A 22,755-nucleotide genomic window follows, 5' to 3' on the forward strand; every position below is an offset into this window, starting at 1 on the left:
GTCCGGAGCGCTAAGAGCGCACGGCCTCCTCCACGTGCGCCGGCAGCAGGAGCACGAACGTCGTGGTCGGCGCCTGCTCGTCGATCGTGAGGTGGCCGCCGGCGGCCTCGGCCAGCTCCGAGGCCACGGCGAGGCCGACGCCGCTGCTGCGGCCGTCGCCGCGCCGGGAGCTGTAACCGCGCCGGAACACCTCCCGGCCGAACGTCCGGGTGCCCTGGTCGGCGACGCACACCTCGACGTGGTCGCCGTGCTCCCGTGTCGTCACCGTGATCGTCCCGGAGCCGTGCAGCCGTGCGTTCTCGATCAGCACATCGAGGACCTGGGCGACCGGGCCGGTCGGGATCGTGGCCGGCACCTGGTCGTCGGCGCGCAGCTGCAAGGTGCGGCCCCCGGCCTCGACCCGCGACCGCCAGCGGTGCACGGCGTCGGCGACGAACGCACCCAGGTCGACCTGCTGGTGCTCGCCCTCCTGCCGGCGCCGGGCCAGGGCGAGCAGGTCGTCGATGACCGCACTGAGCCGGTCGAGCTCGCCGAGCGAGCCGCGGATCTGGTCGGCGACGTCGGGATGGGTCTGCTCCCAGTAGGTGAGGTCCTCGAGCTCGAGGCGCAGCGCGGTGATCGGGGTGCGCAGCTGGTGGGACGCGTTGACGGCGAACTCGCGCTCGCGGCGCACCAGCTCGTCGAGGTACGTGCCGGCCTCCCGGAGGGCGTCGCCGATCGCCAGCGCCTCGGGCACGCCCTTGCGCGGCACCTCGACGTCGAACCGGCCGCGCCCCAGCGCCCGCGCGGCGTCCACCAGCTGCCGGAACGGGCGGGTGGCACGGCCGGCGAGGACGTACGCCGCCACCGCGGCCGCGGCGGCGAGGCCGAGGCCGAGGAACAGCAGCGGGAGCACCGCCTCCTCGACCCGTTCGCCGACGACGTCGCGGTTGCGGGTCACGATCACCTGCCGCCCGTCCTGCATCGGGTGGACGGCGATCATCGCGGACTCGGGGTCCGTGTCGAGCCGGCCGGCCGTCACCGTCCGGCCGTCGCGCGTGACGTACCGGGCGCCGTCGTGGGGCTCGAGGACCGAGGCGAGCATCGCCTCGTCCACGGCCACGCCGGCGCGCTCGCGCGACTCGGCGCGCTCGACGAGGATCGTGGCGGCGTCCTCGATCTCCTCGGTCTCCTGGTCCTCCACCAGGTCGGCGATGAAGTAGGCCCGGGGGACGCCGTAGAGGACGATCACCGCGATCGTCATGACGACGAGGATCGCGATGAAGCGCTTCACGCATCGGGAGCGGTGTCCTCGAGCCGGAACCCGACGCCGCGGACCGTCGCGAGCACGACGGGGGCGTCGTGGTCGTGCAGCTTCTGCCGCAGCCGGCCGACGGTGGTGTCGAGGGTCTTGGTCGAGCCGAACCAATTCTCGTCCCAGACCTCGGCCATCAGCGTCTCGCGGGTGACCACCGCGCCGCGGTGGCCGTCGAGCCGGACCAGGACGTCGAACTCCTTCGCGGTCAGCAGCAGCTCCGTCGGGCCCACCCACGCCCGGCGAGCGGCCGCGTCGACGCGGAGCCCGGCAGGTGCGGCGGCGTCGGCCGAGGCCGGTGCCGTGGACGCCCCGGCCATGGCCGCCTGCCCTTCCGCGGGCGACGGCTGGTCGCCCCCGCCGCGGCCCGAGCGGCGCAGCAGCGCGCGGGCACGGGCCAGCAGCTCGGAGAGGCTGAACGGCTTGGCGAGGTAGTCGTCGGCGCCGACGTCGAGGCCGACCACCCGGTCGAGCTCGCCGCCGCGCGCGGTGAGGATCATGATGCCGCCGTCGTAGCCGTCGGTGCGCAGCCGGCGACACACGTCGAGGCCGTCCATGTCGGGCAGGCCGAGGTCGAGCAGCACCAGGTCGGCCGGCTCCGCGCCGCCCATCGCGGTGAGTGCGTCGCCTCCGGTGGCCACCCGGGTGACGGCGTAGCCCTCGCGGTCGAGGGCTCGTCCGAGAGGTGCGGCGATGGCGTCGTCGTCCTCGACGATCAACAGGCGCGCTGGCACCTCAGAGAGCATAGCCACGACCGGTCGCCGCGCCGGAGGAGCCGCGACGGCGGGTCCGGTGGTCGAGGCCGACCAGCACGAGCACCGCCGCTCCGAGCACGAGGGCGGTCAGCGCCATCGGGTCGGTGCGCTGGGGCTCCTGGCCGGGGAGCCCGACGGTGACCGCCAGCAGGGCGCCCCCGAGCTGCACGGCGGCGAGGACGACCGCCGCGAGCCGGGACTCGAAGCAGTTGTCGCGGACGAGCTTGGCCGTGGCCAGGCCGGTCAGCAGGGTGAGCACACCCGTCGCGATGGTCGTCGGGGTGCCCGAGGCGAGCGCCGTCGACACGACGAGCAGCACCGTGAGGCCCCCGGTGACGACGGCTGCGACACGCGACGCCCAGGTGTGCGGCGTGCGCATCAGAAGTCCCTGTCCTTCGAGCCGCTCTCGGCGACGGCCGAGGTGTCCAGGGCCTGGCTGCCGAGCGAGCGGACGGCCGCGACGGGGTGCCAGGTCATGTCGGAGCTGAAGGTCATGTCGCGGGTGCCGCCCGAGACCAGGCTGCCGACCCGGACCGTCACCACCGTCCGGGGGAGGCCGTCGACCGTCTCCGTGCTCGCGACGAGGGTGGCCTCGAACGTCGCGTGGGAGTGGAAGAGGCCGATCAGCCCCGCGGTGACCCGGACGTGGCCGAGGTTGACGGTGGGGCCGGGCCGGGTGATGACGACGTCGTCGGTGAAGGCACCGGAGTCGCGGACCTCGAGCCGGACCGGCAGCGGGGTGCCGTCCCAACCCGGGGTGATCGTGCCGAGGTCGACGCGGCGGCTGAAGGTGTGGACGAGCGTGTCGCCCCTGTCGACCTCGCCGGCCCGACCGCCGTTCGTGGTCTGGACGTCGACACCGCGGAACGGCGTCGTGACGTTGTCGACGAGCCGCGAGGTCGCGACCTCGGACACCGCCTCGTTGCCGTTGGCGTCGACGAGCACCGCGCGCACGTCGTACCGGCCGTCGGCCACCGTGCGGGTGTCCCAGTCGCAGGTCCACGGCGCCGCGGTCGGCGTGCAGATCACGGTCCAGGCCGTGGTGCCGGTGCGGCGCTGCTGGAAGGACACCGAGGTGATGCCGGCGCTGGCGGCCGGGCTCGCGGTGAGCGTGACGGTGCCCTCCAGGAACATGCCCGGGTCGGCCAGCGTCACCGAGCGGGTGGTGTTGTCGACCAGCCGGGGGCCGACGGGCGCGGAGGTCGTGGTGTTGCCGGCCCGGTCGGTGACGACCGCACGGAAGAAGGTGGAGCCGTAGGGCAGCCCGGTCGTGTCGGCCTGGCAGTTGAACGGCTGCGAGCGAGCGGTGCACAGGTCCCGGAAGGTGCCGGTGGCCGACGGGCCGACCTGGAAGACCACCGAGGCGACGCCGGAGTGGGCGTCGGCGGCGGTCGCGGCGAGCGTGACCGTACCGGTCAGCGGGGCGCCGGGGTCGGTCATCGTCACGGTCGGTGCGACGTTGTCGACGAGGACGTCCCTCACGACCGGGGAGGTGAGGGTGACGCCGCCGGCGGTGGCGACCGCGCGCAGGTCGTGGCGGCCGGTGGTCGCGGCGGTGGTCGCCCAGGCGCACTCGTAGGGAGCGGCGAGGCCCGCGCAGACGTCGGTCCACGCGCCGGAGCCGGCCGCGGCCCGCTGGATCGTCACCCGCCAGTCGAGGCCGGCGCCGGCGGTGATGGTCGCGGTGAGCGGGACCGTGCCGCGCAGCACGCCGTCGGGGCCGCCGGGCCGCGCCAGCGCGACGCCGGCCGCGTTGACGACGGTGGTGCTCACGACCGCCGAGGTCGCGGTGTTGCCGGCGGTGTCGGTGGCCCGTGCGCGCAGGTCGCGGGCGCCGTCGGCGACCTGCGTGGTGTCCCACGAGCAGGTGTACGGCGCCTCGGTGTCGGTGCAGATCGTGACCCAGCCGGCGGCGGTGCGGCGCTGCACCTCGACGGTCGCGACGGCCGAGTCGGCGTCGTGAGCGGCGACGGAGACCTCGACGGTGCCGGCGGCCGCGGCCGGCGCCGTGACGGCGACCGTCGGGGGCGTCCAGTCCGCGGCGGCGGCGACGGTCGAGCCGGAGGTGCTGGTGGCGGAGAAGGTCGCCGAGGAGAACCCGGTCGCGCCGAACGCCGCCACCGTGGCCACGAGGACCAGGAGGACGACGGCGGTACGGCGGGTCATGGGGGCTCCTTCAGCCGGGTGCGGCCGGTCTCAGTGGGTGAGGGCGGGTGTCTTCGTGTCGTGGTCGACGCTACGGAGCGGCGTGCCACGGGAGGTCGACGCGAGCTCCACAGGACCTCCACGGCTAGGAACGGTCTCGTCGGTCTCGTCCCTGCGGCGCTCCCGCAGGCGGGACCGGAGCGCACCGACCAGCTGGACCAGGCTGCCGAGCGCGATCAGGGCAGCCGGGCCGCCGACCAGGAGGATCCGGGTGTCGCGGTCGGCCAGCGCGATGAACACGTAGCCGGCGTACGGGACGGCGACCTCGACCACCGGCTGCTCGGTGTCGGTCAGCGAGAACCGCCACGGGTCGGGGTCGGGGTTGGCGTCGCCCTGGGTGCGGAAGACCCGCCGCCCCTCCTCGTCGACGCGGATCTTGGTGATCCGGTGCGTCACCAGCGTGCGTACGCCGCTGTCCTGCGGCGGCAGGTAGGTGATGACGTCACCCACCTCGAGGTCCTCGACGGGGACCTTGCGCTCGAGGACCAGCGACCCCCGCTCGAAGGTGCCCGACATGGAGCCGCCGGTGATGACGTACCGCTCGTACCCCATCACCGACGGAGCAAGGTAGGCCAGGCCCAGCAACGTGAACAGCACCAGCACGACGTTGACCAGGTGACCGCCGAGCCGGCGGGCGGTGCCGGCTGGGCCGGCGGTCGCGCGGTTCCCGGTCATCGTGGTCGTCCTCCCCTGGTGCTGGTCAGCGTGTGCGGTCAGGCCGTGGTCACTTCGGGAAGTCCTCGCCGTCCAGCTGGACCGACGTCCAGGTGTAGGTGGCGCCGGCGGTCTTGCGCTGGTCGACGTTCGTGGTGGCCTCGTCGAGCCGCACGGTGAACTCGTAGGTGTGCGCCTCCTCGGGGGCCCACTCGCCGAGCTCGGTCCGCGCCCCGTCGACCAGGCCGCCGAAGGTGCCGTCGTAGACGTCGGTGCCGCTGGCGGTGTCGGTGATGGTGAGCGTCAGGTTGGAGCCGGTGAAGGTGTTGGTCGACTCCTTCTCGACCAGCGCGAACGCCGCCGGGAGGCTGCCGGTGTTGGTCAGCGTCAGGCTGCCGGTCACGGTGTCGCCGGGCTTCATGTCCTTCAGCGTGAAGATCGCCTGCCCGTCCTTGGAGTTCGTGTGCTCGAGCGAGCCGGCGGTGACGGCGCTGATGGTGTTGCCGGTCTCGGAGGAGAAGGTCGCACCCGATCCGACGGCGATCGCGCCGGCGGCGGCGAGGGTGGCGAGCGGGACGAGGATCTTCTTGGACGACTTCACGGTGGTGCTCCTGGTGGTTTCGGTTGGTGTCGAGCTGATGGGAAAAACGCTCTCAATTCCGACACCACGGGCGGCCCCCACGACCTCCACGGGAGGTTCACGCCTCGCCACGATCCGGAACGGTTCTCCACCGGATCGCCCGACTAGGGTGACGGCGTGACGGTTCCCGCGCTCGCCCCGCTCTCCCTGCCCGCCGCCGACGCCTACGAGGGGTGGCTGCGCGACCGCGCCGCCGGGGAGCTCGACGCCGCCCGCGCCCTCGTCGACCGGTTGCGCACCGACCCGCCCGCCGACGCCCTCCACGTCCTGCGCACCTGGGACCGGGCGACCGGCCACCTCGGCAACGTCGCCGCGCTCGGCTCCCTGCTCGGCAACGTCCACCCCGACCAGGCCGTGCGCGACCTGGCGGACGCCGCCGAGCAGGACGCGCAGCGGCTCTCCACCGAGTGGAGCCTCGACCGCCGGCTGTTCGAGGTCTTCGACGGGCTCGACCCGGCCGGCCTGGACGAGGAGGCGACGCGGCTGCTGGCCAAGGTGCGCAAGGACTTCCGGCGCTCCGGCGTCGACCGCGACGAGGAGACCCGGGCCCGGATCACGGCCGTCCGGCAGCGGATCACCGAGCTCGACCAGGAGTTCGGCAAGGTCGTGCGCGACGACGTCCGCACCGTCCGGGTCGACCCCGCCCGGCTCGCCGGCCTGCCGCAGGACTGGCTCGACGCCCACCCCGCCGACCCCGACGGCCTGGTCACCGTCACCACCGACTACCCCGACTCGATCCCGGTGCGGATGTTCGCCCGCGACCGGGAGGTGCGGCGCGACATCGTCACCGCGTTCCTTCAGCGGGGCTGGCCGACGACCGAGCCGCTGCTCGAGGAGCTCTTCGACCTGCGCCACGAGCTGGCCACGCTGGTCGGCTACCCCGACTGGCCGTCGTACGACGCCGACGTGAAGATGATCGGCTCCGGCGACGCCATCCCCGCGTTCATCGACAAGATCGTCGACGCCGCCGACGGCCCGATGCGCTCCGACCTCGCCACGCTGCTCGAGCGCTACCGCCAGGACGTCCCCGACGCGACGGAGATCCCGCTCCACGACTCCTTCCACTACCAGGAGCTCGTGCGCGAGGAGCAGTTCAGCGTCGACGCCCAGCAGGTGCGGCGCTACTTCGACTTCCGCAAGGTCCGCCAGGGGCTGCTCGACGTCACCGGCCGCCTGTTCGGGCTCCGCTACGAGCAGGTCGACGTGCCGGTGTGGCACGAGGACGTCACGGCGTACGACGTCCTCACGGCGGACGGTGAGGAGCCCCTCGGCCGGATCTTCCTCGACCTGCACCCCCGGGACGGCAAGTACAAGCACGCGGCGCAGTTCACCCTCACCGACGGCGTCGCCGGGGTGCAGCCGCCGGAGGGGGTGCTGGTCTGCAACTTCTCCCGCGGCCTGATGGAGCACGACCACGTCGTGACCCTCTTCCACGAGTTCGGCCACCTGCTCCACCACGTGCTCGCCGGCCACGGCGCGTGGTTCCGGTTCGCCGGCGTCGCCACCGAGTGGGACTTCGTCGAGGCGCCCAGCCAGATGCTCGAGGAGTGGGCGTGGGACGCCGACGTGCTCCGCGGCTTCGCCACCGACGAGGACGGCGAGCCGATCCCCGTCGAGCTGGTCGCGGCGATGCGGCGCTCCGACGACTTCGGCAAGGGGATCTACGCGAGGACCCAGATGTTCTACGCGTCGATGTCCTACTGGTTCCACGCCGACCGGGCGCGCCGGGCGGCCGGCGAGGAGATCGCGTCGCTGACCGACCGGATGGTCGAGCTGCAGGAGCGGTACGCCGCGCTGCCCTACCTGCCCGGCACCCACATGTTCGCCTCGTTCGGCCACCTCGGCGGCTACAGCTCGGCCTACTACACCTACATGTGGTCGCTGGTGATCGCGAAGGACATGTTCAGCGCGTTCGACCCCGACGACCTGTTCGCCCCGGAGGTGGCGACCCGCTACCGCGACCGGGTGCTCGCCCGCGGCGGCGTCGCCGACGCTGCCGACCTGGTCGCCGACTTCCTCGGCCGGCCCTACTCCTTCGACGCCTACGCGGCGTGGCTGCGGCGGTGAGGGCTACGGTGGCGGCGAGCCGTCCGTGGTGTTGCCCTGGGTGATGCCCTGTTGATGCCCTGGGTGATGACCTGGGTGATGACCGCGGTCGGCGCGAGCGACCGACGACCCGACCGAGGAGACCGCCGTGGACCTGTTCGAGATCGACGAGACCCAGCGCCTGTCCCGTGAGGCCGCCGCGGCCAAGCTGCGGGCCCTGGCCGACGCGCTGGCGCGGCACAACTCCGTGGAGTTCGAGCGGGGCGGCCGCCGGATCACCGTCAGCGTCCCCGACGAGGTGGAGCTGAAGGTGGAGGTCGAGATCGGCGAGGAGAACGAGCTCGAGATCGAGCTCTCCTGGTGAGCTGAGGGCGGTCGGCTGGTTCGGCGGCGGCGGGCGGGCCGGGCCGGGCCGTCGGGGTGAGCCGGCTGTGACCGGGTGAGGTTTCCCCGGTCGACCGGGGAAACCTCAACATGTCCGGCATTGCTTTGCCCGACAAGTGGAGGTTTTGCCCGTCACGTCGGTCCCGCTTGTCCGCGACTCCTCGTCGCGCTACTGTCGCGATATATCGCGACACGTCTCGAAGTGTCGCGGAAGGGAGAACGGACATGACGCACCACGGACGCTTCGACGGGCCGCCCTGGCTCGCCGGCCTGGCCAACCTCGCCGGGCTCGCCGGCTCCGGCGACTGCGGCCCGCACCATCACCAGCAGCACCAGCACCGGCCCGGGCCGTGGGGTGCCACCTGGGAGGGCGGTCACCACCACCGGCGCGGTGGCGGCCCGGGCGGTCCGCCGCCGTGGCTCGCGGGGCTCTTCGGCACCGGCCGCCCCGAGCGGGGGCCGCGGGTACGACGGGGCGACGTGCGGTCGGCGATCCTCGACGTCCTCCGGGCGGCGGGAGAGCGCGAGGAGTCGCCCAACGGCTACCAGGTCATCCAGCAGATCACCGAGCGCAGCGGCGGGGCCTGGCGGCCGAGCCCCGGCTCGGTCTACCCCACGATCCAGCAGCTCGAGGACGAGGGGCTCGTCGAGACCGACGACGAGCGCGGGCGCCGCGCGCTGCGCCTGACCGAGGCGGGCGCGGCCTACTGCGCCGACAGCGCCGAGGAGCTCGCCGACGTGTGGCGGCCGTTCGAGCGCGCGACGGCGGGGTCGGAGGGCCCCGGCGAGCACGCCGACATCAAGGCGGAGATCCCGCAGGTCACGAGCGCTGTCTGGCAGATCGTGACCTCCGGCGACGACACGCAGCGGCGAGCCGCCGTCGAGGTCCTGGTCGAGGCGCGCCGCCAGCTCTACGGCATCCTCGCCGACGGACCCGCCCCCGGACGAGCCGGCCCCGGAGGACCCGCCCGCCGGCGCGTGAGCCGACGCGAGGTCAGAGGTCGATCGCGCGGTTGACCCAGGTCGAGTCGACGACCATGCCGACCTTCTCGTAGAGCGCGAGGGCGCCGGTGCGGGAGTCGGTCGACAGGCAGGACGCGGTCGCGCCGTGCGCCCGCCCGGCGGCGAACGCCGCCACCAGGAGCGCCTGCGCGAGACCGCGGTGGCGGTGATCGCGGTGCACCGCCAGCCGGGGAGACGTAGGTCTCCGGCTTGTCCTCGAGCACGCTGTAGGTGCTGAACACCGAGCCTGCCACCGATCCGTCCGGGGCAGTGACGACGAGCAGGTTCCACGGCTCGAAGCCGGGGCGCTGCCAGACCTCGGCGGCGAAGTCGTCGAAGCTCTGCTTCTCCCGCACCGACCACTCGAGGAACGCGTCCTCGACGACGTGCCAGACCTGCTCGCGGTCGGCCTCGGTGGCCTCGCGCACTGCGTAGCCCTCGGGCAGCGGACGCTCGGCGATGGTGCGCCCCTCGGGGAGCCGGAGCACCCAGCTCGTCCACCGCACGTGGTAGCCGAGCGCGGTCAGCAGCCGGTCGCCGTCGGAGCCCTCGGGCACCGGCATCCCGACCACGCTGCCGCCGCGGGACCGGGCGAGGTCGCGCACCCAGGCGGCGAGCCAGGTGCCGATGCCGCGGCCGCGGAACTCGGGGTGCACGGACGCGTCGTAGCGATCGGCGCCGGCGAGCTCGGCGTACGCGACGAGGCGGTCGCCGGCGAGGACGCCGACGGAGCTGCCGCCGAGGTCGTACGACGGGCGCTGCCACTCCGCGACCAGGTCCTCCTCCTCGATCTCGACCGAGCCGATGTCGTGCCGCTCGGAGTCGGCCATCAGCTCGTAGACCGCACGTGAGTCGGCCTTCGTGAGCGGCCGGGTGGTCAGGCCCGCGGGCAGGGCGGGGGAGCAGGTGGTGGTCATGACGGGAGTGTGCGGCTCCCGCCGGGCACCTGTCCCCTGCTTTTCGGCCGCCGCCCCGGGAGAGGCCGCGGAAGTTCATCCCCGAGGACGTACGACGGCCCGCACCGCGCGCAGCGGTGCGGGCCGTCGGGGACGAGCGGTGCCCGGGGGCGTCGGTCGTCAGGCGCTCTTGATTGCGGAGATGTCGAACTCGAGCTTGATCTTGTCGGAGACGAGGACGCCGCCGGTCTCGAGCGCGGCGTTCCAGGTGAGGCCCCAGTCCTTGCGGTTGACGGTGACCTCGCCCTCGAAGCCGACGCGGATGTTGCCGAACGGGTCCTTGGCGGAGCCGGTCTGCTCGAACTCGATGGTCACGGGCTTCGTGACGTCCTTGATGGTGAAGTCGCCGGTGACGAGCCAGACGTCGCCGTCGCGGCGCACGTCGGTGGAGGTGAACGTCCAGGTGGGGAACTGCTCGACGTCGAAGAAGTCGGCGGACTTGAGGTGGCCGTCGCGGTCGGCGCTGCCGGTGTCGACGCTGGCCGGGTTGATGGTCACGGTGACCGACGAGGCGCTCGGGTTTGCGGTGTCGACCTTGGCGGTCGCGTTCCAGTCGCCGAAGTGGCCGCGGACCTTGGTCACGACGGCGTGCCGGGCGACGAAGCCGAGCCGGCTGTGGCTGGTGTCGAGGGTGTACTCGCCGGCGATGTCGGTGAGGGCGGCGGTGGTGGGGGTCTCGGTCATGTGCTTCTCCTCGTTCGGGCGTCCTCGTCGGACGGTTGGTTGAACTCTCAACCAATAGAAGCGGGCCGGGGTCCGGGTTATTCCGGCGGGCGTCGATCCGGGCAGGGCGACGTGAGGTTTCCCCGGCCGACCGGGGAAACCTCAACATGTCGGGCAAAGCAATGCCGGACAAGTGGAGGTTTTGCCCGTCACGTCGCCCGCCGCGACCCAGCGCGCGCCGGAGCGCGCGAGCGCGAGGAACCCGGAGCGGAGACCCGCAGGACCCACCGGCGGGCCTGAACCGGCTGCCTCAGGCAGCGGGCCGGCCCACCGTCGCGGGTCGGGCGTTCTCCGCCCACCGCGCTTCGAGGCGGGTGGCGCCGGCAGCGTCCACCACGGTCACCCAACGCATCTCGAGTCGGCCGGCCGAGGCGACCGGCATCGTCGTCGCGTCGCTCATGTGACACCTCCTGTTCACCTGGTGTTCACCATCCTAGCAACGAGGCGGCCGGCCAGACCGGCCGCGCGGGGCGCCGTGGAGCCATCAGTGATCATTTCCTGCCCGATTCCGGGCAGGAACTTGCGAAAGGCCCCTCCCTGGCCGGATCATCTTCGGGTGGCCGTCGACCCCCGACTCCTCCACCACGTGGTGGCCAGCACCGGCCTCGGCGTGGCGGAGGCGGCACGGGTGGTCGAGGACGTGCTGGCCTTCCACCACGAGTCGGTCGAGGCCTACGTACGCCGGCGCCACGCCGAGCTCAAGGCGCGTGGCGCCAGGAACGCCGAGATCTTCGGGGTCCTGAGCAGGGAGCTGTCCGGCCGCCTGGTCGCCGCTCCCGAGCTCTCCGAGCGCCAGCTGCGCCGGATCGTCTACGGCTGACCCGGCCCCCACCCGTCCCTCCGAAAGGAACCCCCATGTGCGGAATCGTCGGCTACCTCGGCACCCAGCGTGCTGCCCCGCTCCTCCTCGAGGGCCTCGGCCGGCTCGAGCACCGCGGCTACGACTCCGCCGGGGTCGCCGTGCTCGCCGGGACCGGCATCCGGGTGGCCAAGCGCGCGGGCCGGGTCCGCGACCTCGCCGACGGGCTGCCCCGGCGGTTCGCCGGCAAGGTCGGGATCGGCCACACCCGGTGGGCGACCCACGGCCCGGCCAACGACGTCAACGCCCACCCCCACACCGACGCCAAGGGCCTGGTCGCCGTCGTCCACAACGGGATCATCGACAACGCGGCGGCGCTGCGCGACGAGCTCGCGGACACGGGCGTCGACCTCGCCTCCGACACCGACACCGAGGTGCTCGCCCACCTGGTCGCCGCCTCGGAGGCCGAGACCCTCGAGGCCAAGGTGGCGGAGGCGCTGGGCAGGGTCGAGGGCACGTACGGCGTCGCGGTCCTGCACGTCGACTTCCCCGACCGGCTGGTCGTGGCGCGCAACGGAAGCCCGCTGATCATCGGCGTCGGCGACAAGGAGATGCACGTCGCCTCCGACCTCGCGGCGCTGGTCCGCTACACCACCACGGTCGCGCACCTCGACGACGGCGAAATGGCCACCCTGACGCCGACCGGGTTCACGACCTACCGGATCGGCGCCGGCGGGATCGCCGCGACCGACCGGCGGGCGGCCCCGGTCGACATCGACCCGGAGGCCTACGACGCCGGCGAGCACGCGTCGTACATGCACAAGGAGATCGCGGAGCAGCCGGCCGCTGCCGAGCGGGTGCTCCGCGGACGGCTCGACGAGCGCTTCGGCACCAGCCACCTCGGCGGCCTCAACCTCGACGCCCGCGAGCTGCGGGCGATCCGGCGGGTGAAGATCCTCGGCTGCGGGTCGGCCTACTACGTCGGCCAGATGGGCGCGATGCTGGTCGAGGAGCTGGCGCGGGTGCCGGCGGACGCCGAGGCGGCCTCGGAGTTCCGCTACCGCAACCCGATCATCGAGCCGGACACCCTCTACGTCGCCGTCAGCCAGTCCGGCGAGACGGTCGACACCCTGCTCGCCGTGCAGGAGATCCGCCGCAAGGGCGGTCGGGTGATCGGGCTGGTCAACGTCGTGGGGTCGGCGATCGCCCGGGAGGTCGACGGCGGCATCTACCTGCACGCGGGCCCGGAGGTCGCGGTGGCGTCGACGAAGGCGCTGACGAACATGTTCCTCGGGTTCGCGATGCTCGCGCTGCAGCTCGGCCGCGTGCGGGACCTCTCGATCGCCGACGGGCGGCGGCTGATCGCCGGCCTGGAGGCCCTGCCGCGCCAGATCGAGGAGGTGCTGGCCGGCGAGGAGCGCCTCGAGGCGCTCGCGCGCAAGCTGGCCGACGCGCCGAGCCTGTTCTTCGTCGGCCGCGTCCGCGGCTTCCCGGTCGCCCGGGAGGGCGCTCAGAAGTTCAAGGAGATCAGCTACCGCCACGCCGAGGCCTACCAGACCTCCGAGCTCAAGCACGGCCCGCTGGCGCTCATCAGCCCCGACGTGCCGACCGTGGCGATCGTCCCCGGCGACGAGCTGGTCGAGCGCAACGTCGGCGCGCTGCACGAGATCGCCGCCCGCGGCGGCCCGCTGGTCGTCGTCACCCACGAGGACGTCGCGATGCGCGGGCTCGAGTGCGACCGCGTGGTCGTTCCGCGCTCCGAGCGGGAGCTCGACCCGATCCTGCTCACCGTGCCGCTCCAGCTGCTGGCCTACCACGCGGCCCTGCACCTGGGCCACGACATCGACAAGCCGCGCAACCTGGCGAAGTCGGTGACGGTCGAATAGGCCCTTGCGGGCCGCCCCGTAGGTTACGGGGATGGAACGGCTCACCGACTGGGTGCTCGGGCACCGGTTGCTCGTCGCCGGGTTCTGGTTGGTCGTCACGGTGGCCGGTGCTGCCACCGCGCCCACCACCGTCGACCGGCTCGGCTACGACTTCGCGCTGCCGGGCCAGCCGGCGTACGAGGCCAACGAGCGGATCCTCGAGGAGTTCGGCAGCGGCACCGAGGACCCGCTGCTGCTGGTGGCGCGCGGCGACGGCGCGGTCGCGGCGGTGACCGAGACGGCCGAGCGCGCCGAGCAGGAGGTGCGCGGCACCCGCGTGGTGACGCCCGACGACACCGACGTGCTCGCCGCCGGCACGTCAGCGGTCGCCGTCGTCTACCCGCCGGTCACCCCCGGCGCCGAGCCGTACGCCGCCGCGCTCCCGGCCCTCGAGAAGCTGGTCGAGCGGGCGTCCGCCGACGGGCCCGAGGTGCAGCTCACCGGGTTCGCCCCTGCTCTCCGAAGGCGGCGAGGCGTCCGAGGACCGCGGCGTCCTGGTCGAGGTGCTGCTCGGCGGGCTCGGGGCACTCGTCGTGCTCGCGCTGGTCTTCGGCTCGCTCCTGGCGGGCGTGCCGCTGCTCGTCGCGGCCGTCGCCATCCTCGGCACCTTCCTCGCGCTCCTCGGCCTCACCGGCGTCACCGACGTGGTGTTCGTCGTGCAGTACCTGGTCGCGCTGATCGGGCTCGGTGTCGCCATCGACTACTCCCCTGCTCGTCGTCACCCGGTGGCGCGAGGAGCGGGCCGCGGGTGCCGACAACGACACAGCGGTGCGCACCGCGATGTCGACCGCCGGCCGCAGCGTGCTGTTCAGCGGCCTGACGGTCGCGATCTCGCTCGCGGCGCTGGTCCTCGTGCCGTTGCCGTTCTTGCGCAGCATCGGGTTCGGCGGCCTGCTGATCCCGCTGTTCAGCGTCGCGACCGTGCTCACCCTCGTCCCTGCCCTGCTCAGCGCCTGGGGGTCGCGCCTGCAGTGGCCGCGCCGCGGGGCCGGCATGGCGCGCTCGCGGGTCTGGGCCCGGCTCGCGCGGTTCGTGGTGGCCCGGCGGTGGGCGACGATCGTCGTCACCTCCGCGGCGCTGGTCCTGCTGGCGCTGCCGGTGCTCGGGCTGGCCCTCGGCGCGCCGCAGCTGACCGGAGTCTCGTCCTCGGCGCCGGAGTCGCGGGCGCTGACCGGGGCCGTCGACGACGGGGTGCCGGTCGGTGCCGTCCGGCCGGTCGAGGTGCTGACGGCCGGGTCCGACGCGCCGGCGGTCGCCGACGAGCTGGCCGGTGTCGACGGCGTCGCCGGCGCGGTGGCGCCCGGCGGTGAGTCGTGGGCGGCCGGTGACGACCGGCTGGTGCAGGTCTACCTCGCCGACGACCCCGCCTCCGACGAGGGCCGCGCGGCGCTCGACCGGGTCCGCGACGCGGTGCCCGAGGGCGCCGAGGTCGGCGGCACGGCCGCGGAGGACGTCGACTTTCGTCGCCGCCGTCTACGACGACGTGGTGTGGGTCGTGCTGGCGGTCGTCGTGGTCACGTTCCTGCTGCTCGCCCGCGCGCTGCGGTCGCTCTGGCTGCCGGTCAAGGCGCTGGTGCTCAACGTGGTGTCGATCGCCGCGGCGTACGGCATCACCGTGCTGATCTGGCAGGACGGCCATGGGTCGGACCTGCTGTTCGACCAGCAGGCCACGGGTGCGGTGACGACCTGGGTGCCGATCGCGGCGTTCGCCTTCCTGTTCGGGCTCTCCATGGACTACGAGGTGTTCATCCTGTCCCGGATGCGCGAGGCGTACGACGACCACGGCCGCACCGACGACGCCGTCGTCGACGGCATCGCGCACACGGGCCGGCTGGTCACCTCCGCCGCGCTGATCCTGTTCCTCTCCTTCGTCGCGCTGGCGACGGTGCCGTCGATCGACGTGAAGATCCTCGCCACCACGCTGGCGCTCGGGATCCTGCTCGACGCGGTCGTCGTGCGCGGGCTGCTGGCGCCGGCGCTCGTGTCGGTGCTCGGCCGCGCCAACTGGACGCTGCCGCGGCCGCTCGCCGTCGTGCTGCGGACGTCCTCCGACCCGCCTCCCGAGCGCCGGGAAAATGGGCGCAGGCAGCGCACCCGACTACCGTTGACGGGTGAGTGACGCTGCACCCGACCCCTCCACCGCTGACGACGTGACCTCCGACGACACCCCGTCCGCCCCCGGCTTCGCCGAGCTCGGCCTCGGCGCGAAGGTGCTGAAGTCCCTCGCCGACGTCGGCTACGAGTCGCCGTCGGCGATCCAGGCGCAGACGATCCCGCACCTGCTGGCGGGTCGCGACGTGATGGGTCTCGCCCAGACCGGCACCGGCAAGACGGCGGCGTTCGCGCTGCCGATCCTCGACCGCCTCGACCCCGGGCAGAAGACGCCGCAGGCGCTGGTGCTGGCGCCGACCCGCGAGCTGGCCCTGCAGGTGTGCGAGGCGTTCGAGAAGTACGCCGCCCACACCCGCGGCGTCCACGTGCTGCCGGTCTACGGCGGCCAGGGCTACGGCGTGCAGCTGTCGGCGCTGCGGCGCGGCGTCCACGTCGTGGTCGGCACGCCGGGGCGGATCATGGACCACCTCGACAAGGGCACGCTCGACCTCTCCGAGCTGCGGTTCCTCGTGCTCGACGAGGCGGACGAGATGCTCAACATGGGCTTCGCGGAGGACGTGGAGACGATCCTCGCCGACACCCCGGAGGACAAGCAGGTCGCGCTGTTCTCCGCCACGATGCCGCGGCAGATCCGCGCGCTCTCGGCGAAGTACCTCAAGGACCCGGTCGAGGTCACCATCGAGCGGAAGACCCGCACCGCCGAGAACATCGCCCAGCGCTACCTGATCGTCAGCTACCCGCAGAAGGTCGACGCGCTCACCCGGATCCTCGAGGTCGAGAACTTCGAGGGGATGATCGTCTTCGTCCGCACCAAGAACGAGACCGAGACGCTCGCGGAGAAGCTGCGCGCCCGCGGGTTCGCGGCCGCCGCCATCAACGGCGACGTGCCGCAGGCGGTGCGCGAGCGCACGGTCAACCAGCTCAAGGACGGCAAGCTCGACATCCTCGTCGCCACCGACGTCGCCGCGCGCGGCCTCGACGTCGAGCGGATCACCCACGTCGTCAACTACGACATCCCCACCGACACCGAGTCCTACGTCCACCGGATCGGCCGCACCGGCCGGGCCGGGCGCAGCGGCGACGCGATCTCGTTCGTCACGCCCCGCGAGCGGTACCTGCTCAAGCACATCGAGAAGGCCACCCGGCAGCCGCTGACGCAGATGCAGCTGCCGAGCGTCGAGGACGTCAACGAGACCCGGCTGGCGCGCTTCGACGACCGGATCACCGAGGCGCTCTCGTCGCCGCAGGTCGGGTTCTTCCGTGACGTGGTCAGCCACTACGTCCGCGAGCACGACGTGCCCGAGCTCGACGTGGCGGCGGCGCTGGCCCAGGTGCTCCACGGCGACACCCCGCTGCTGCTGGAGGAGGAGCCGGAGCCGGTGCGCCCGCCGCGCCGCGACCGCGACGACCGCCCCCGCCGCGACGGCGAGCGGGGCGAGCGGCGCGGGCGCCGCGGGTCCGACCAGCCGATGGCGTCGTACAAGATCCAGGTCGGCAAGCGCCACCGCGTCGAGCCGCGGCAGATCGTCGGCGCGATCGCCAACGAGGGCGGCCTCGGCCGCAACGACTTCGGGGCGATCACCATCCGTGGCGACTACTCGATCGTCGAGCTGCCCGCCAAGCTGCCCCAGCACGTGTGGGAGAAGCTGAAGGAGACCCGGATCAGCGGCAAGCTCATCGAGCTCCAGCGCGACTACGGGCCGCCGAAGCGCAAGAAGCCCGCGAAGTAGCAGGCCCCGGTGCCACGGACGAGCGGCCCGGCCGGCGCGCGGCCGGGCGGCCGGCGCCGCGGGCTCGCGGCCCTGGGGGCGCTGGTGGTCCTGGGCGCGGCGGCCGCCTGTACGCCGACCGCCGACCCGGTCGCGGAGCCGGACCCCGCCGCGACCACCGCCGGCCCGTCGACCGCCGGCCCGTCGACCGACGGCCCGGAGCGGACGGCGTCCCCCGCGCGCCGAGCGCACCGAGCGTGGCGGCGCCCGGTTCGAGGTCCCGGACGCGGTCATCCTCGAGCAGCTGCGCCGTGCCGCCGAGCGGATCGCCCGCGACTACACCGCCCCCGCCATCGCCCCCGCCGGCCGACATCGACCCGGAGACCAACCGCGGCCTCGGCTACCGGCTGATGCTGCAGTTCGGGTTCGCCGAGGCGCAGTGGCGCTACCTCGACGCCCTCTGGCACCGGGAGTCGGGCTGGAACCACCTGGCCGAGAACCCCAGCTCGGGCGCCTACGGCATCCCGCAGTCGCTGCCGGCGAGCAAGATGGCCGTCGTCGGGCCGGACTGGCGCACCAACCCCGAGACCCAGATCCGGTGGGGGCTGGCCTACATCGCCGCGCGGTACGGCACGCCCGAGCAGGCGTGGGCGCACTCCGAGCGCACCGGCTGGTACTAGCGGAGCGGTCAGGGGGCGTCGATCAGGCGGGGTCGGGCTGCTCCGCCGCGGCGCCCTGGTGCACGTCGACGTGCAGCCACCGGGCGAACCGGTCGACCAGCGGCCCCAGCAGCACGATCACGGCGACCGTGCCGACGCCGATCGTGCCGCCGAGCGCCCAGCCGAGCAGCGCACCGCCGCCCTGGACCAGGCCGTAGCCCCAGCGGAACGGCACCGGCGGGTCCCAGGCGAGCGCGGCGCCCTCGGCGGGGCCGGCGCCGGTGCGGCTGCCGAGGTAGGCGGCGATCCCGAGCGCGATCACCGGGAACGCGGCGACCAGGCAGCCGATGCGCACCGGCCAGGCGTCGGGGGAGCCGACCACCGCCAGCACGACGGACACGGTGACGCCCACGAGGCCGACCTGCACGACGGTGCCGACGCCGGGGCGCACCTTCCGGGCCGCGGCCAGCGCGACGAACAGGACGCCGATCGCCAGGTTGGCGATCCAGAACCCAGGCCGAGCGCGATGGAGACCCCGTTGACGAGGGTGGAGTAGCCGTCGGAGCCGAGGTCGGCAGCCAGCAGCAGGCCCACGCCGGTGCCGAGGACGACGCAGCCGCCGAGGAGCAGGACGGTGCGCCGGAGCGGTGTGGCCACCCGGTCAGCCTGTCAGGCGCGCCCAACCGGGCGCCGACGTGCCGGGGCGGGGGTCAGCCGGCGCTGACGGAGTCGTGGATGACGGTGGCGCCGGCGACCAGCCCGCTCGCGGCGGCGGTGAGCACCGAGGAGAGCGGCATCTGGAGCCCGGGACCCTGCGACATGTCGCCGGCGGCGTAGACGCCGGGCAGGTTGGTGCGGCCCATCCCGTCGACCGCGACGGCGCCGGACTCGGCCATCTCGAGCTCCAGCTGCTCGGCGAACGGCGTCGCCTGCTGCCACGTCGGCGCGACGAACAGCCCGCCGAGATCGAGGGTGTCGCCGCCCTCCAGGGTGAGGTCGAGGCCGAGCGAGCTGCGGCCCACCGCCCGCACCGGCTCGGTGCGCACGGCGACGTCGAGCCGGTCGAGCTGCTTGGTCAGGTCGTCGTCGAGGTCCTCGCCGCCGGTGAGGACGGTGACCGCCGAGGCGATCGGCCCGACCATCCCGGCGAGCATCGCCGCGTGCGGCCCGGCCCCGAGGATCGCGACGGGCGTCCCCGAGAACTCGAACCCGTGGCAGAACGGGCAGTGGGCGACCACGTCGCCGAAGAGCGGCTCCAGGCCGGGGACCTCGGGCAGCGTGTCGACCACCCCCGGTGGCGAGGACCACACGGGCGGCCCGCGCGCGCGTGCCGTCGGCGAAGGTGAGCGTGAACCCGCCGACCTCGCCCTCGACCCGGGTGACCTCCCGGTCGGCCAGCTCGACGGTGTCGTAGCGCTCGAGGTCGCGGCGGGCCGCGTCGCGGAGCTCGGCGGGCGCGGCGCCGTCGTGCCCGAGGAAGTTGTGCATGTGGCCGGCGCGGTCGTTGCGGTAGCGGTCGGTGCCGAGCACCAGCACCGACCGGCGCATCCGGCCGATCGTCAGTGCCGCCTGGAGCCCGGCCGACCCGGCGCCGACCACGGCGGCGTCGTAGATCTCGTCTGTGTCCATGCCTCGAGTGTGCGCCTTCAGGTTGACCTGAAGTCAAGCGGTGTGAGTTCATGTCGACATGAACACGCACACAGCGGTGCGGTGGAGCGTCGGCGAGCTCGGCGAGCGGTTCGGCCTGGCGACCCACGTGCTCCGGCACTGGGAGGACGTCGGGCTGCTCACGCCCGAGCGCGACCCGGCGGGCCGGCGGGTCTACTCCGAGCCGGACGTCTACCGCGTGGCGGTCATCGTGTCGAGCAAGGCGGCGGGCATGAGCCTCGACCAGATCCGGGCGCTGCTCGACGCCGAGGCCGACGGCCGGCGCGACATCCTGCGCGAGCACCTCACCGACCTCGAGGCGCGGATGGCCGAGATGGAGCGCTCCCGCCACCTCACCGAGCACGCCCTCGAGTGCCGGGCGCACGACATCGCCAACTGCCCCAACTTCCGCTCCCACGTCGCCGACGTCGTCGCCGGGACCCGGCGCGCCTTCGCCGCGCCGGACCGACCGGCGGTCGGCGCGCACCCTGGCCACGAGGCGCCCGCCTCTGCTTGAGTGACCTGCGTCACGACCGATCACTCGGGAAAGGTCGCCCGCATGTCCCTCCCTCCGACCGCGCCGCGCCGGGCCGGGTCGCTCGTCGCCACCCTGCTCCTCGCCGTCCTCCTGCCGTTCGCGCCGCAGGCTTCCGCGCACGCCGCGGACGCGTCGTACGTCGCGCTCGGCGACTCCTACGCCTCCGGCGTCGGCACCCGCAGCTACCTCGCCGACGGCAGCGGCTGCAAGCGCTCGGCGCACGCCTACCCCTCGCTCGTCGCGGCGCAGCGCGGCTACGAGCTCAGCTTCCAGGCCTGCTCCGGCGCGACCGTCGCGAGCGTCACCAGCGGTCAGCTCGCCGCGCTCACGGCGGCGACCGACTACGTGACGGTCTCGGTGGGCGGCAACGACGCCGGCTTCACCGACGTGATCGTCGAGTGCGCGCTCCCGGGGTGGATGTCGAGCTGCAACCGGGCGGTCGACCGGGCGCAGGCGTTCATCACCGGAACGCTGCCGGGCCGGCTGTCCACGCTGTACGCCGCGATCCGGTCCCGCGCGCCCGGCGCGGTGGTCGTGGTGACCGGCTACCCGCGGCTGTTCATGGGCGAGGACTGCAACGCGGGCACCTTCTTCTCGCCCGCCGAGCAGAGCCGTCTCAACGCGACCGCCGACCTTCTCAACGCCCGGCTGGCGGCGGCCGCGGCGGCGCGAGGGTTCCGGTTCGCCGACCCGACCGGCCGCTTCGCCGGCCACGCGGTGTGCGACGACGTCGAGTGGGTCAACGGCCTGTCCAACCCGGTCGCCGAGAGCTATCACCCCAACCGGGCCGGCCAGTCCTCCGGCTACACGCCGCTGGTGAGCCCGCTGCTCGCCCCGTGACCGGTCACCGCACCGGCCGGTAGACGAGGATCCGCCCGTCGGCGGGCCGGCCCTGCCCGTCGACGACCGCGAGGTCGTAGGTGTCGCCCGGCCACAGCACGCCGTGGAGGCTCACGCCGCCCTCCTGCCCGGCGCCGGGTTCGACCGGCCCGTCGGTCGGGTCGACCTCGAGCCAGGCGGGGCCCTCGCCCCTGCGGGTGGCGACCCCGACCAGGACCGGCAGGTCGTCGTCGACCCGCAGCTGCCGGCCGGCCACCCGGTCGAGCTCCCACAGCCGGCCGGCGGCCTCGGTGGTGCGGTCGACCCGGGTGCCACGGACCTCCGGGCCGGCGGGCGACCGGTAGGCGGCGACCCCGAGGACCACGTCCTCGACCGGCACCACCTCGTCGGAAAAACTTCGCCGCCGGTCGTGTAGATCCGCACCTGGTGGGTCTCGTCGCCGACCCGCTCCGGCCAGCCGAACAGGTCGCCCCCGAAGGCGTCCTCGGCGAGCCCGGCGGCCGGGTCGTCGCAGCGACCGCTCGACACGACCTCGCCGTCGAGCTCGAGAGCCGTGAACACGCGGTGGCCGTTGCTGTCGCAGTGCTGCGCGAAGGTGATCTCGGAGAGCGGCCCGTCGACGGTGAACGTCGCCGCACCGGTCGCCGGGTCGACGAACGCGCCGCCCACGAGGTCGGCGTCGCCGACGCGCTCGCGGAACACCACGCCGTCCGAGGCGAGCCCGGCAGGCAGCTCGTCGGTGCGCTCGTAGAGCGCGACCCCGACGACGGTGTCCTCCGAGCCGCCGTCGACGCGCACGGAGAGCCGGCCGGGCTCGGTCCAGACAGGGACGGGGAGCTCGACCCGGCTCGGGCCGACCACCCGGGTGATCAGCTCGCCGTCGACGTCGAGGAGCGACGCGGTCCCGCCCGCCGGGAGGTCGTCGGCGGCGAGCACGGCGACCCGGCGCCGGTCGGCCGCGTCGACCTCGAGCGCGAGCCGCTCGTCTCCCGGCCGGCTCTGGACGCTGGTGGCGAAGCGGTAGTCGAAGCCCAGCACCTCGACGTCCCCCGGCAGCCGGTGCCCGGCGACGAGGGGCCGCTCGTCGCGCTCCCCGCCCGGTCCGTCGGCCAGCTGCGGCACGACGCCGAACGCGACGACGGCGGCCAGCGCCGCGGCCCCGACGGCACCGGCCCGGCGGCGGCGCCGGATGCCGCGGACCCGCTGGTGGACCGCGGCGCCGCGCGCCGGGTCGGTGTGGGTGTCGACGCTCGCGGCGTCGGCCGCGAGCGCGGCTCGCAGGTCGTCGATGGTGCTCATCGCAGCTCTCCCGTCTGCTCCTCGGCCAGCGCGGGGTCGATCCGCAGCTTGGCCAGGGCCTTGCTCAGCTGGCTCTTGACCGTGCCGCGGGAGCAGCCCAGCAGCTCCGCGGTCTCGGCCTCGGACAGGTCCTCGAAGTAGCGGAGGACCACGACCGCGCGCTGCCGGCGCGGCAGCCGTCCGACCGCCTCCGACAGGTCGTGCCGCAGGCCCGCCGAGTCGGTGCTGTCGGCGGCGGCGGGCTCGGGCAGCTCGTCGGTCGGCCGTTCGCCGTTCCACCGTCGCCGCCACCAGCTCGCGTAGGTGTTGACGAGGATCTTGCGGACGTAGGCCTCCGGCTGCCCGTCGACCCGGCTCCAGGCGAACCAGGCCTTGCTCAGGGCCGTCTGCAGGAGGTCCTCGGCGAGCCCGTGGTCACGCGTGAGGAGGTACGCCGTGCGGAGCAGGGCCTGCGAGCGGGCGGCGACGAAGTCGTCGAAGTCGACGCGGGCGTCCACGGGCCCTCCTCGAACCGGTGCGATGGCGGTCATGCTCGTCCTGACCGGGCGGGCTCCCGGATCGGTTGCCC

General features: G+C 73.8%; 24 protein-coding genes and 1 pseudogene. 11 read left to right on the forward strand and 14 right to left on the reverse strand.

Annotation, left to right across the window (positions count from 1 at the left end; genetic code table 11):
• Nucleotides 1–10: 10 nt before the first annotated feature.
• From MF408_RS09860 to MF408_RS09890, 6 genes are read right to left on the reverse strand one after another with little or no spacing between them, the layout of a single operon-like run.
• Nucleotides 11–1,273 (reverse strand): HAMP domain-containing sensor histidine kinase, encoded by a 1,263-nt coding sequence (locus tag MF408_RS09860; RefSeq protein WP_240251223.1) that lies wholly within the window; start codon nt 1,271–1,273, stop codon nt 11–13.
• Nucleotides 1,270–2,040 carry a response regulator transcription factor gene (locus MF408_RS09865; RefSeq protein ID WP_240251224.1) on the reverse strand — a complete coding sequence of 257 codons (771 nt, stop codon included), beginning with the start codon at nt 2,038–2,040 and terminating at the stop codon, nt 1,270–1,272. Before MF408_RS09865 ends, MF408_RS09860 begins: the two co-directional genes overlap by 4 nt.
• Nucleotides 2,030–2,428 (reverse strand): hypothetical protein, encoded by a 399-nt coding sequence (locus tag MF408_RS09870; RefSeq protein WP_240251225.1) that lies wholly within the window; start codon nt 2,426–2,428, stop codon nt 2,030–2,032. Before MF408_RS09870 ends, MF408_RS09865 begins: the two co-directional genes overlap by 11 nt.
• A complete protein-coding gene (locus MF408_RS25235; RefSeq protein WP_275693391.1) occupies nt 2,428–4,215 on the reverse strand; it encodes an Ig-like domain-containing protein in 1,788 nt (595 codons plus the stop codon). The genes MF408_RS09870 and MF408_RS25235 overlap by 1 nt, the downstream gene beginning before the upstream one ends.
• A 30-nt stretch (nt 4,216–4,245) precedes the next feature.
• A complete protein-coding gene (locus tag MF408_RS09885) occupies nt 4,246–4,929 on the reverse strand; it encodes a signal peptidase I (protein WP_240251226.1) in 684 nt (227 codons plus the stop codon).
• Between the two features lie 49 nt (nt 4,930–4,978).
• A complete protein-coding gene (locus MF408_RS09890; RefSeq protein WP_240251227.1) occupies nt 4,979–5,509 on the reverse strand; it encodes a CalY family protein in 531 nt (176 codons plus the stop codon).
• A 156-nt stretch (nt 5,510–5,665) separates the two neighbouring features.
• Between MF408_RS09890 and MF408_RS09895 the strand changes: the two genes are divergently transcribed.
• The 3 genes from MF408_RS09895 to MF408_RS09905 all read left to right on the forward strand — a co-directional run bounded on the left by MF408_RS09895 (nt 5,666) and on the right by MF408_RS09905 (nt 8,995).
• A complete protein-coding gene (locus tag MF408_RS09895) occupies nt 5,666–7,615 on the forward strand; it encodes a M3 family metallopeptidase (RefSeq protein ID WP_240251228.1) in 1,950 nt (649 codons plus the stop codon).
• Between the two features lie 127 nt (nt 7,616–7,742).
• Complete coding sequence (locus tag MF408_RS09900) at nt 7,743–7,958, forward strand: amphi-Trp domain-containing protein (protein ID WP_240251229.1); 216 nt, start codon at nt 7,743–7,745, stop codon at nt 7,956–7,958.
• Between the two features lie 245 nt (nt 7,959–8,203).
• The gene (locus MF408_RS09905; protein ID WP_240251230.1) at nt 8,204–8,995 is read left to right on the forward strand and encodes a PadR family transcriptional regulator; all 792 of its coding nucleotides are present in this window, start codon (nt 8,204–8,206) and stop codon (nt 8,993–8,995) included.
• Here MF408_RS09905 and MF408_RS09910 read toward each other — a convergent pair.
• From MF408_RS09910 to MF408_RS09925, 4 genes and pseudogenes are all read right to left on the reverse strand, one after another.
• Nucleotides 8,973–9,161 (reverse strand): GNAT family N-acetyltransferase, encoded by a 189-nt coding sequence (locus MF408_RS09910; protein ID WP_240251810.1) that lies wholly within the window; start codon nt 9,159–9,161, stop codon nt 8,973–8,975. The two genes, MF408_RS09905 and MF408_RS09910, sit on opposite strands and share 23 nt — an antisense overlap.
• Nucleotides 9,162–9,612: 451 nt before the next feature.
• A pseudogene (locus MF408_RS09915) lies at nt 9,613–9,897 on the reverse strand (GNAT family N-acetyltransferase); the annotation flags it as partial.
• A gap of 159 nt (nt 9,898–10,056) precedes the next feature.
• Entirely contained in the window at nt 10,057–10,620 is a 564-nt protein-coding gene (locus MF408_RS09920) for a YceI family protein (RefSeq protein WP_240251231.1), read from the reverse strand.
• 289 nt (nt 10,621–10,909) lie between these two features.
• Entirely contained in the window at nt 10,910–11,059 is a 150-nt protein-coding gene (locus MF408_RS09925) for a hypothetical protein (RefSeq protein WP_240251232.1), read from the reverse strand.
• Nucleotides 11,060–11,215: 156 nt separating this feature from the next.
• Here MF408_RS09925 and MF408_RS09930 point away from each other — a divergent pair, with 156 nt between their 5' ends.
• From MF408_RS09930 to MF408_RS09955, 6 genes are all read left to right on the forward strand, one after another.
• Nucleotides 11,216–11,479: a hypothetical protein gene (locus MF408_RS09930; RefSeq protein WP_240251233.1), complete on the forward strand. Its 264-nt coding sequence runs from the start codon at nt 11,216–11,218 to the stop codon at nt 11,477–11,479.
• 35 nt (nt 11,480–11,514) lie between these two features.
• Nucleotides 11,515–13,344: a glutamine--fructose-6-phosphate transaminase (isomerizing) gene (gene glmS / locus MF408_RS09935; protein WP_240251234.1), complete on the forward strand. Its 1,830-nt coding sequence runs from the start codon at nt 11,515–11,517 to the stop codon at nt 13,342–13,344.
• A 31-nt stretch (nt 13,345–13,375) separates the two neighbouring features.
• Nucleotides 13,376–14,203 (forward strand): hypothetical protein, encoded by an 828-nt coding sequence (locus MF408_RS09940; protein ID WP_240251235.1) that lies wholly within the window; start codon nt 13,376–13,378, stop codon nt 14,201–14,203.
• Nucleotides 14,204–14,869: 666 nt separating this feature from the next.
• Nucleotides 14,870–15,502: an MMPL family transporter gene (locus MF408_RS09945; RefSeq protein ID WP_240251236.1), complete on the forward strand. Its 633-nt coding sequence runs from the start codon at nt 14,870–14,872 to the stop codon at nt 15,500–15,502.
• A complete protein-coding gene (locus tag MF408_RS09950; protein ID WP_240251237.1) occupies nt 15,495–17,225 on the forward strand; it encodes a DEAD/DEAH box helicase in 1,731 nt (576 codons plus the stop codon). The genes MF408_RS09945 and MF408_RS09950 overlap by 8 nt, the downstream gene beginning before the upstream one ends.
• 290 nt (nt 17,226–17,515) lie before the next feature.
• Nucleotides 17,516–17,884 carry a transglycosylase SLT domain-containing protein gene (locus tag MF408_RS09955; protein ID WP_240251238.1) on the forward strand — a complete coding sequence of 123 codons (369 nt, stop codon included), beginning with the start codon at nt 17,516–17,518 and terminating at the stop codon, nt 17,882–17,884.
• Between the two features lie 22 nt (nt 17,885–17,906).
• On the opposite strand, the gene MF408_RS09960 is transcribed toward MF408_RS09955, so the two are convergent.
• Nucleotides 17,907–18,314 (reverse strand): hypothetical protein, encoded by a 408-nt coding sequence (locus MF408_RS09960; protein WP_240251239.1) that lies wholly within the window; start codon nt 18,312–18,314, stop codon nt 17,907–17,909.
• Between the two features lie 259 nt (nt 18,315–18,573).
• Entirely contained in the window at nt 18,574–19,152 is a 579-nt protein-coding gene (locus tag MF408_RS09965) for an NAD(P)/FAD-dependent oxidoreductase (RefSeq protein WP_240251240.1), read from the reverse strand.
• Nucleotides 19,153–19,550: 398 nt separating this feature from the next.
• Here MF408_RS09965 and MF408_RS09970 point away from each other — a divergent pair, with 398 nt between their 5' ends.
• Together MF408_RS09970 and MF408_RS09975 are read left to right on the forward strand one after the other, a co-directional pair.
• Nucleotides 19,551–20,027 carry a MerR family transcriptional regulator gene (locus MF408_RS09970; RefSeq protein WP_240251241.1) on the forward strand — a complete coding sequence of 159 codons (477 nt, stop codon included), beginning with the start codon at nt 19,551–19,553 and terminating at the stop codon, nt 20,025–20,027.
• A gap of 42 nt (nt 20,028–20,069) precedes the next feature.
• Nucleotides 20,070–20,888, forward strand: a complete 819-nt coding sequence (locus MF408_RS09975; protein ID WP_240251242.1) for an SGNH/GDSL hydrolase family protein — start codon at nt 20,070–20,072, stop codon at nt 20,886–20,888.
• A gap of 111 nt (nt 20,889–20,999) precedes the next feature.
• Here the strand turns inward: MF408_RS09975 and MF408_RS09980 are convergent, their stop codons facing one another.
• Nucleotides 21,000–22,187, reverse strand: a complete 1,188-nt coding sequence (locus tag MF408_RS09980) for a hypothetical protein (protein WP_240251243.1) — start codon at nt 22,185–22,187, stop codon at nt 21,000–21,002.
• Nucleotides 22,184–22,717: a SigE family RNA polymerase sigma factor gene (locus MF408_RS09985; RefSeq protein WP_240251244.1), complete on the reverse strand. Its 534-nt coding sequence runs from the start codon at nt 22,715–22,717 to the stop codon at nt 22,184–22,186. The genes MF408_RS09980 and MF408_RS09985 overlap by 4 nt, the downstream gene beginning before the upstream one ends.
• Nucleotides 22,718–22,755: the final 38 nt, after the last annotated feature.

This window comes from Nocardioides sp. TF02-7, from assembly GCF_022437945.1.
Lineage (GTDB): Bacteria > Actinomycetota > Actinomycetes > Propionibacteriales > Nocardioidaceae > Nocardioides.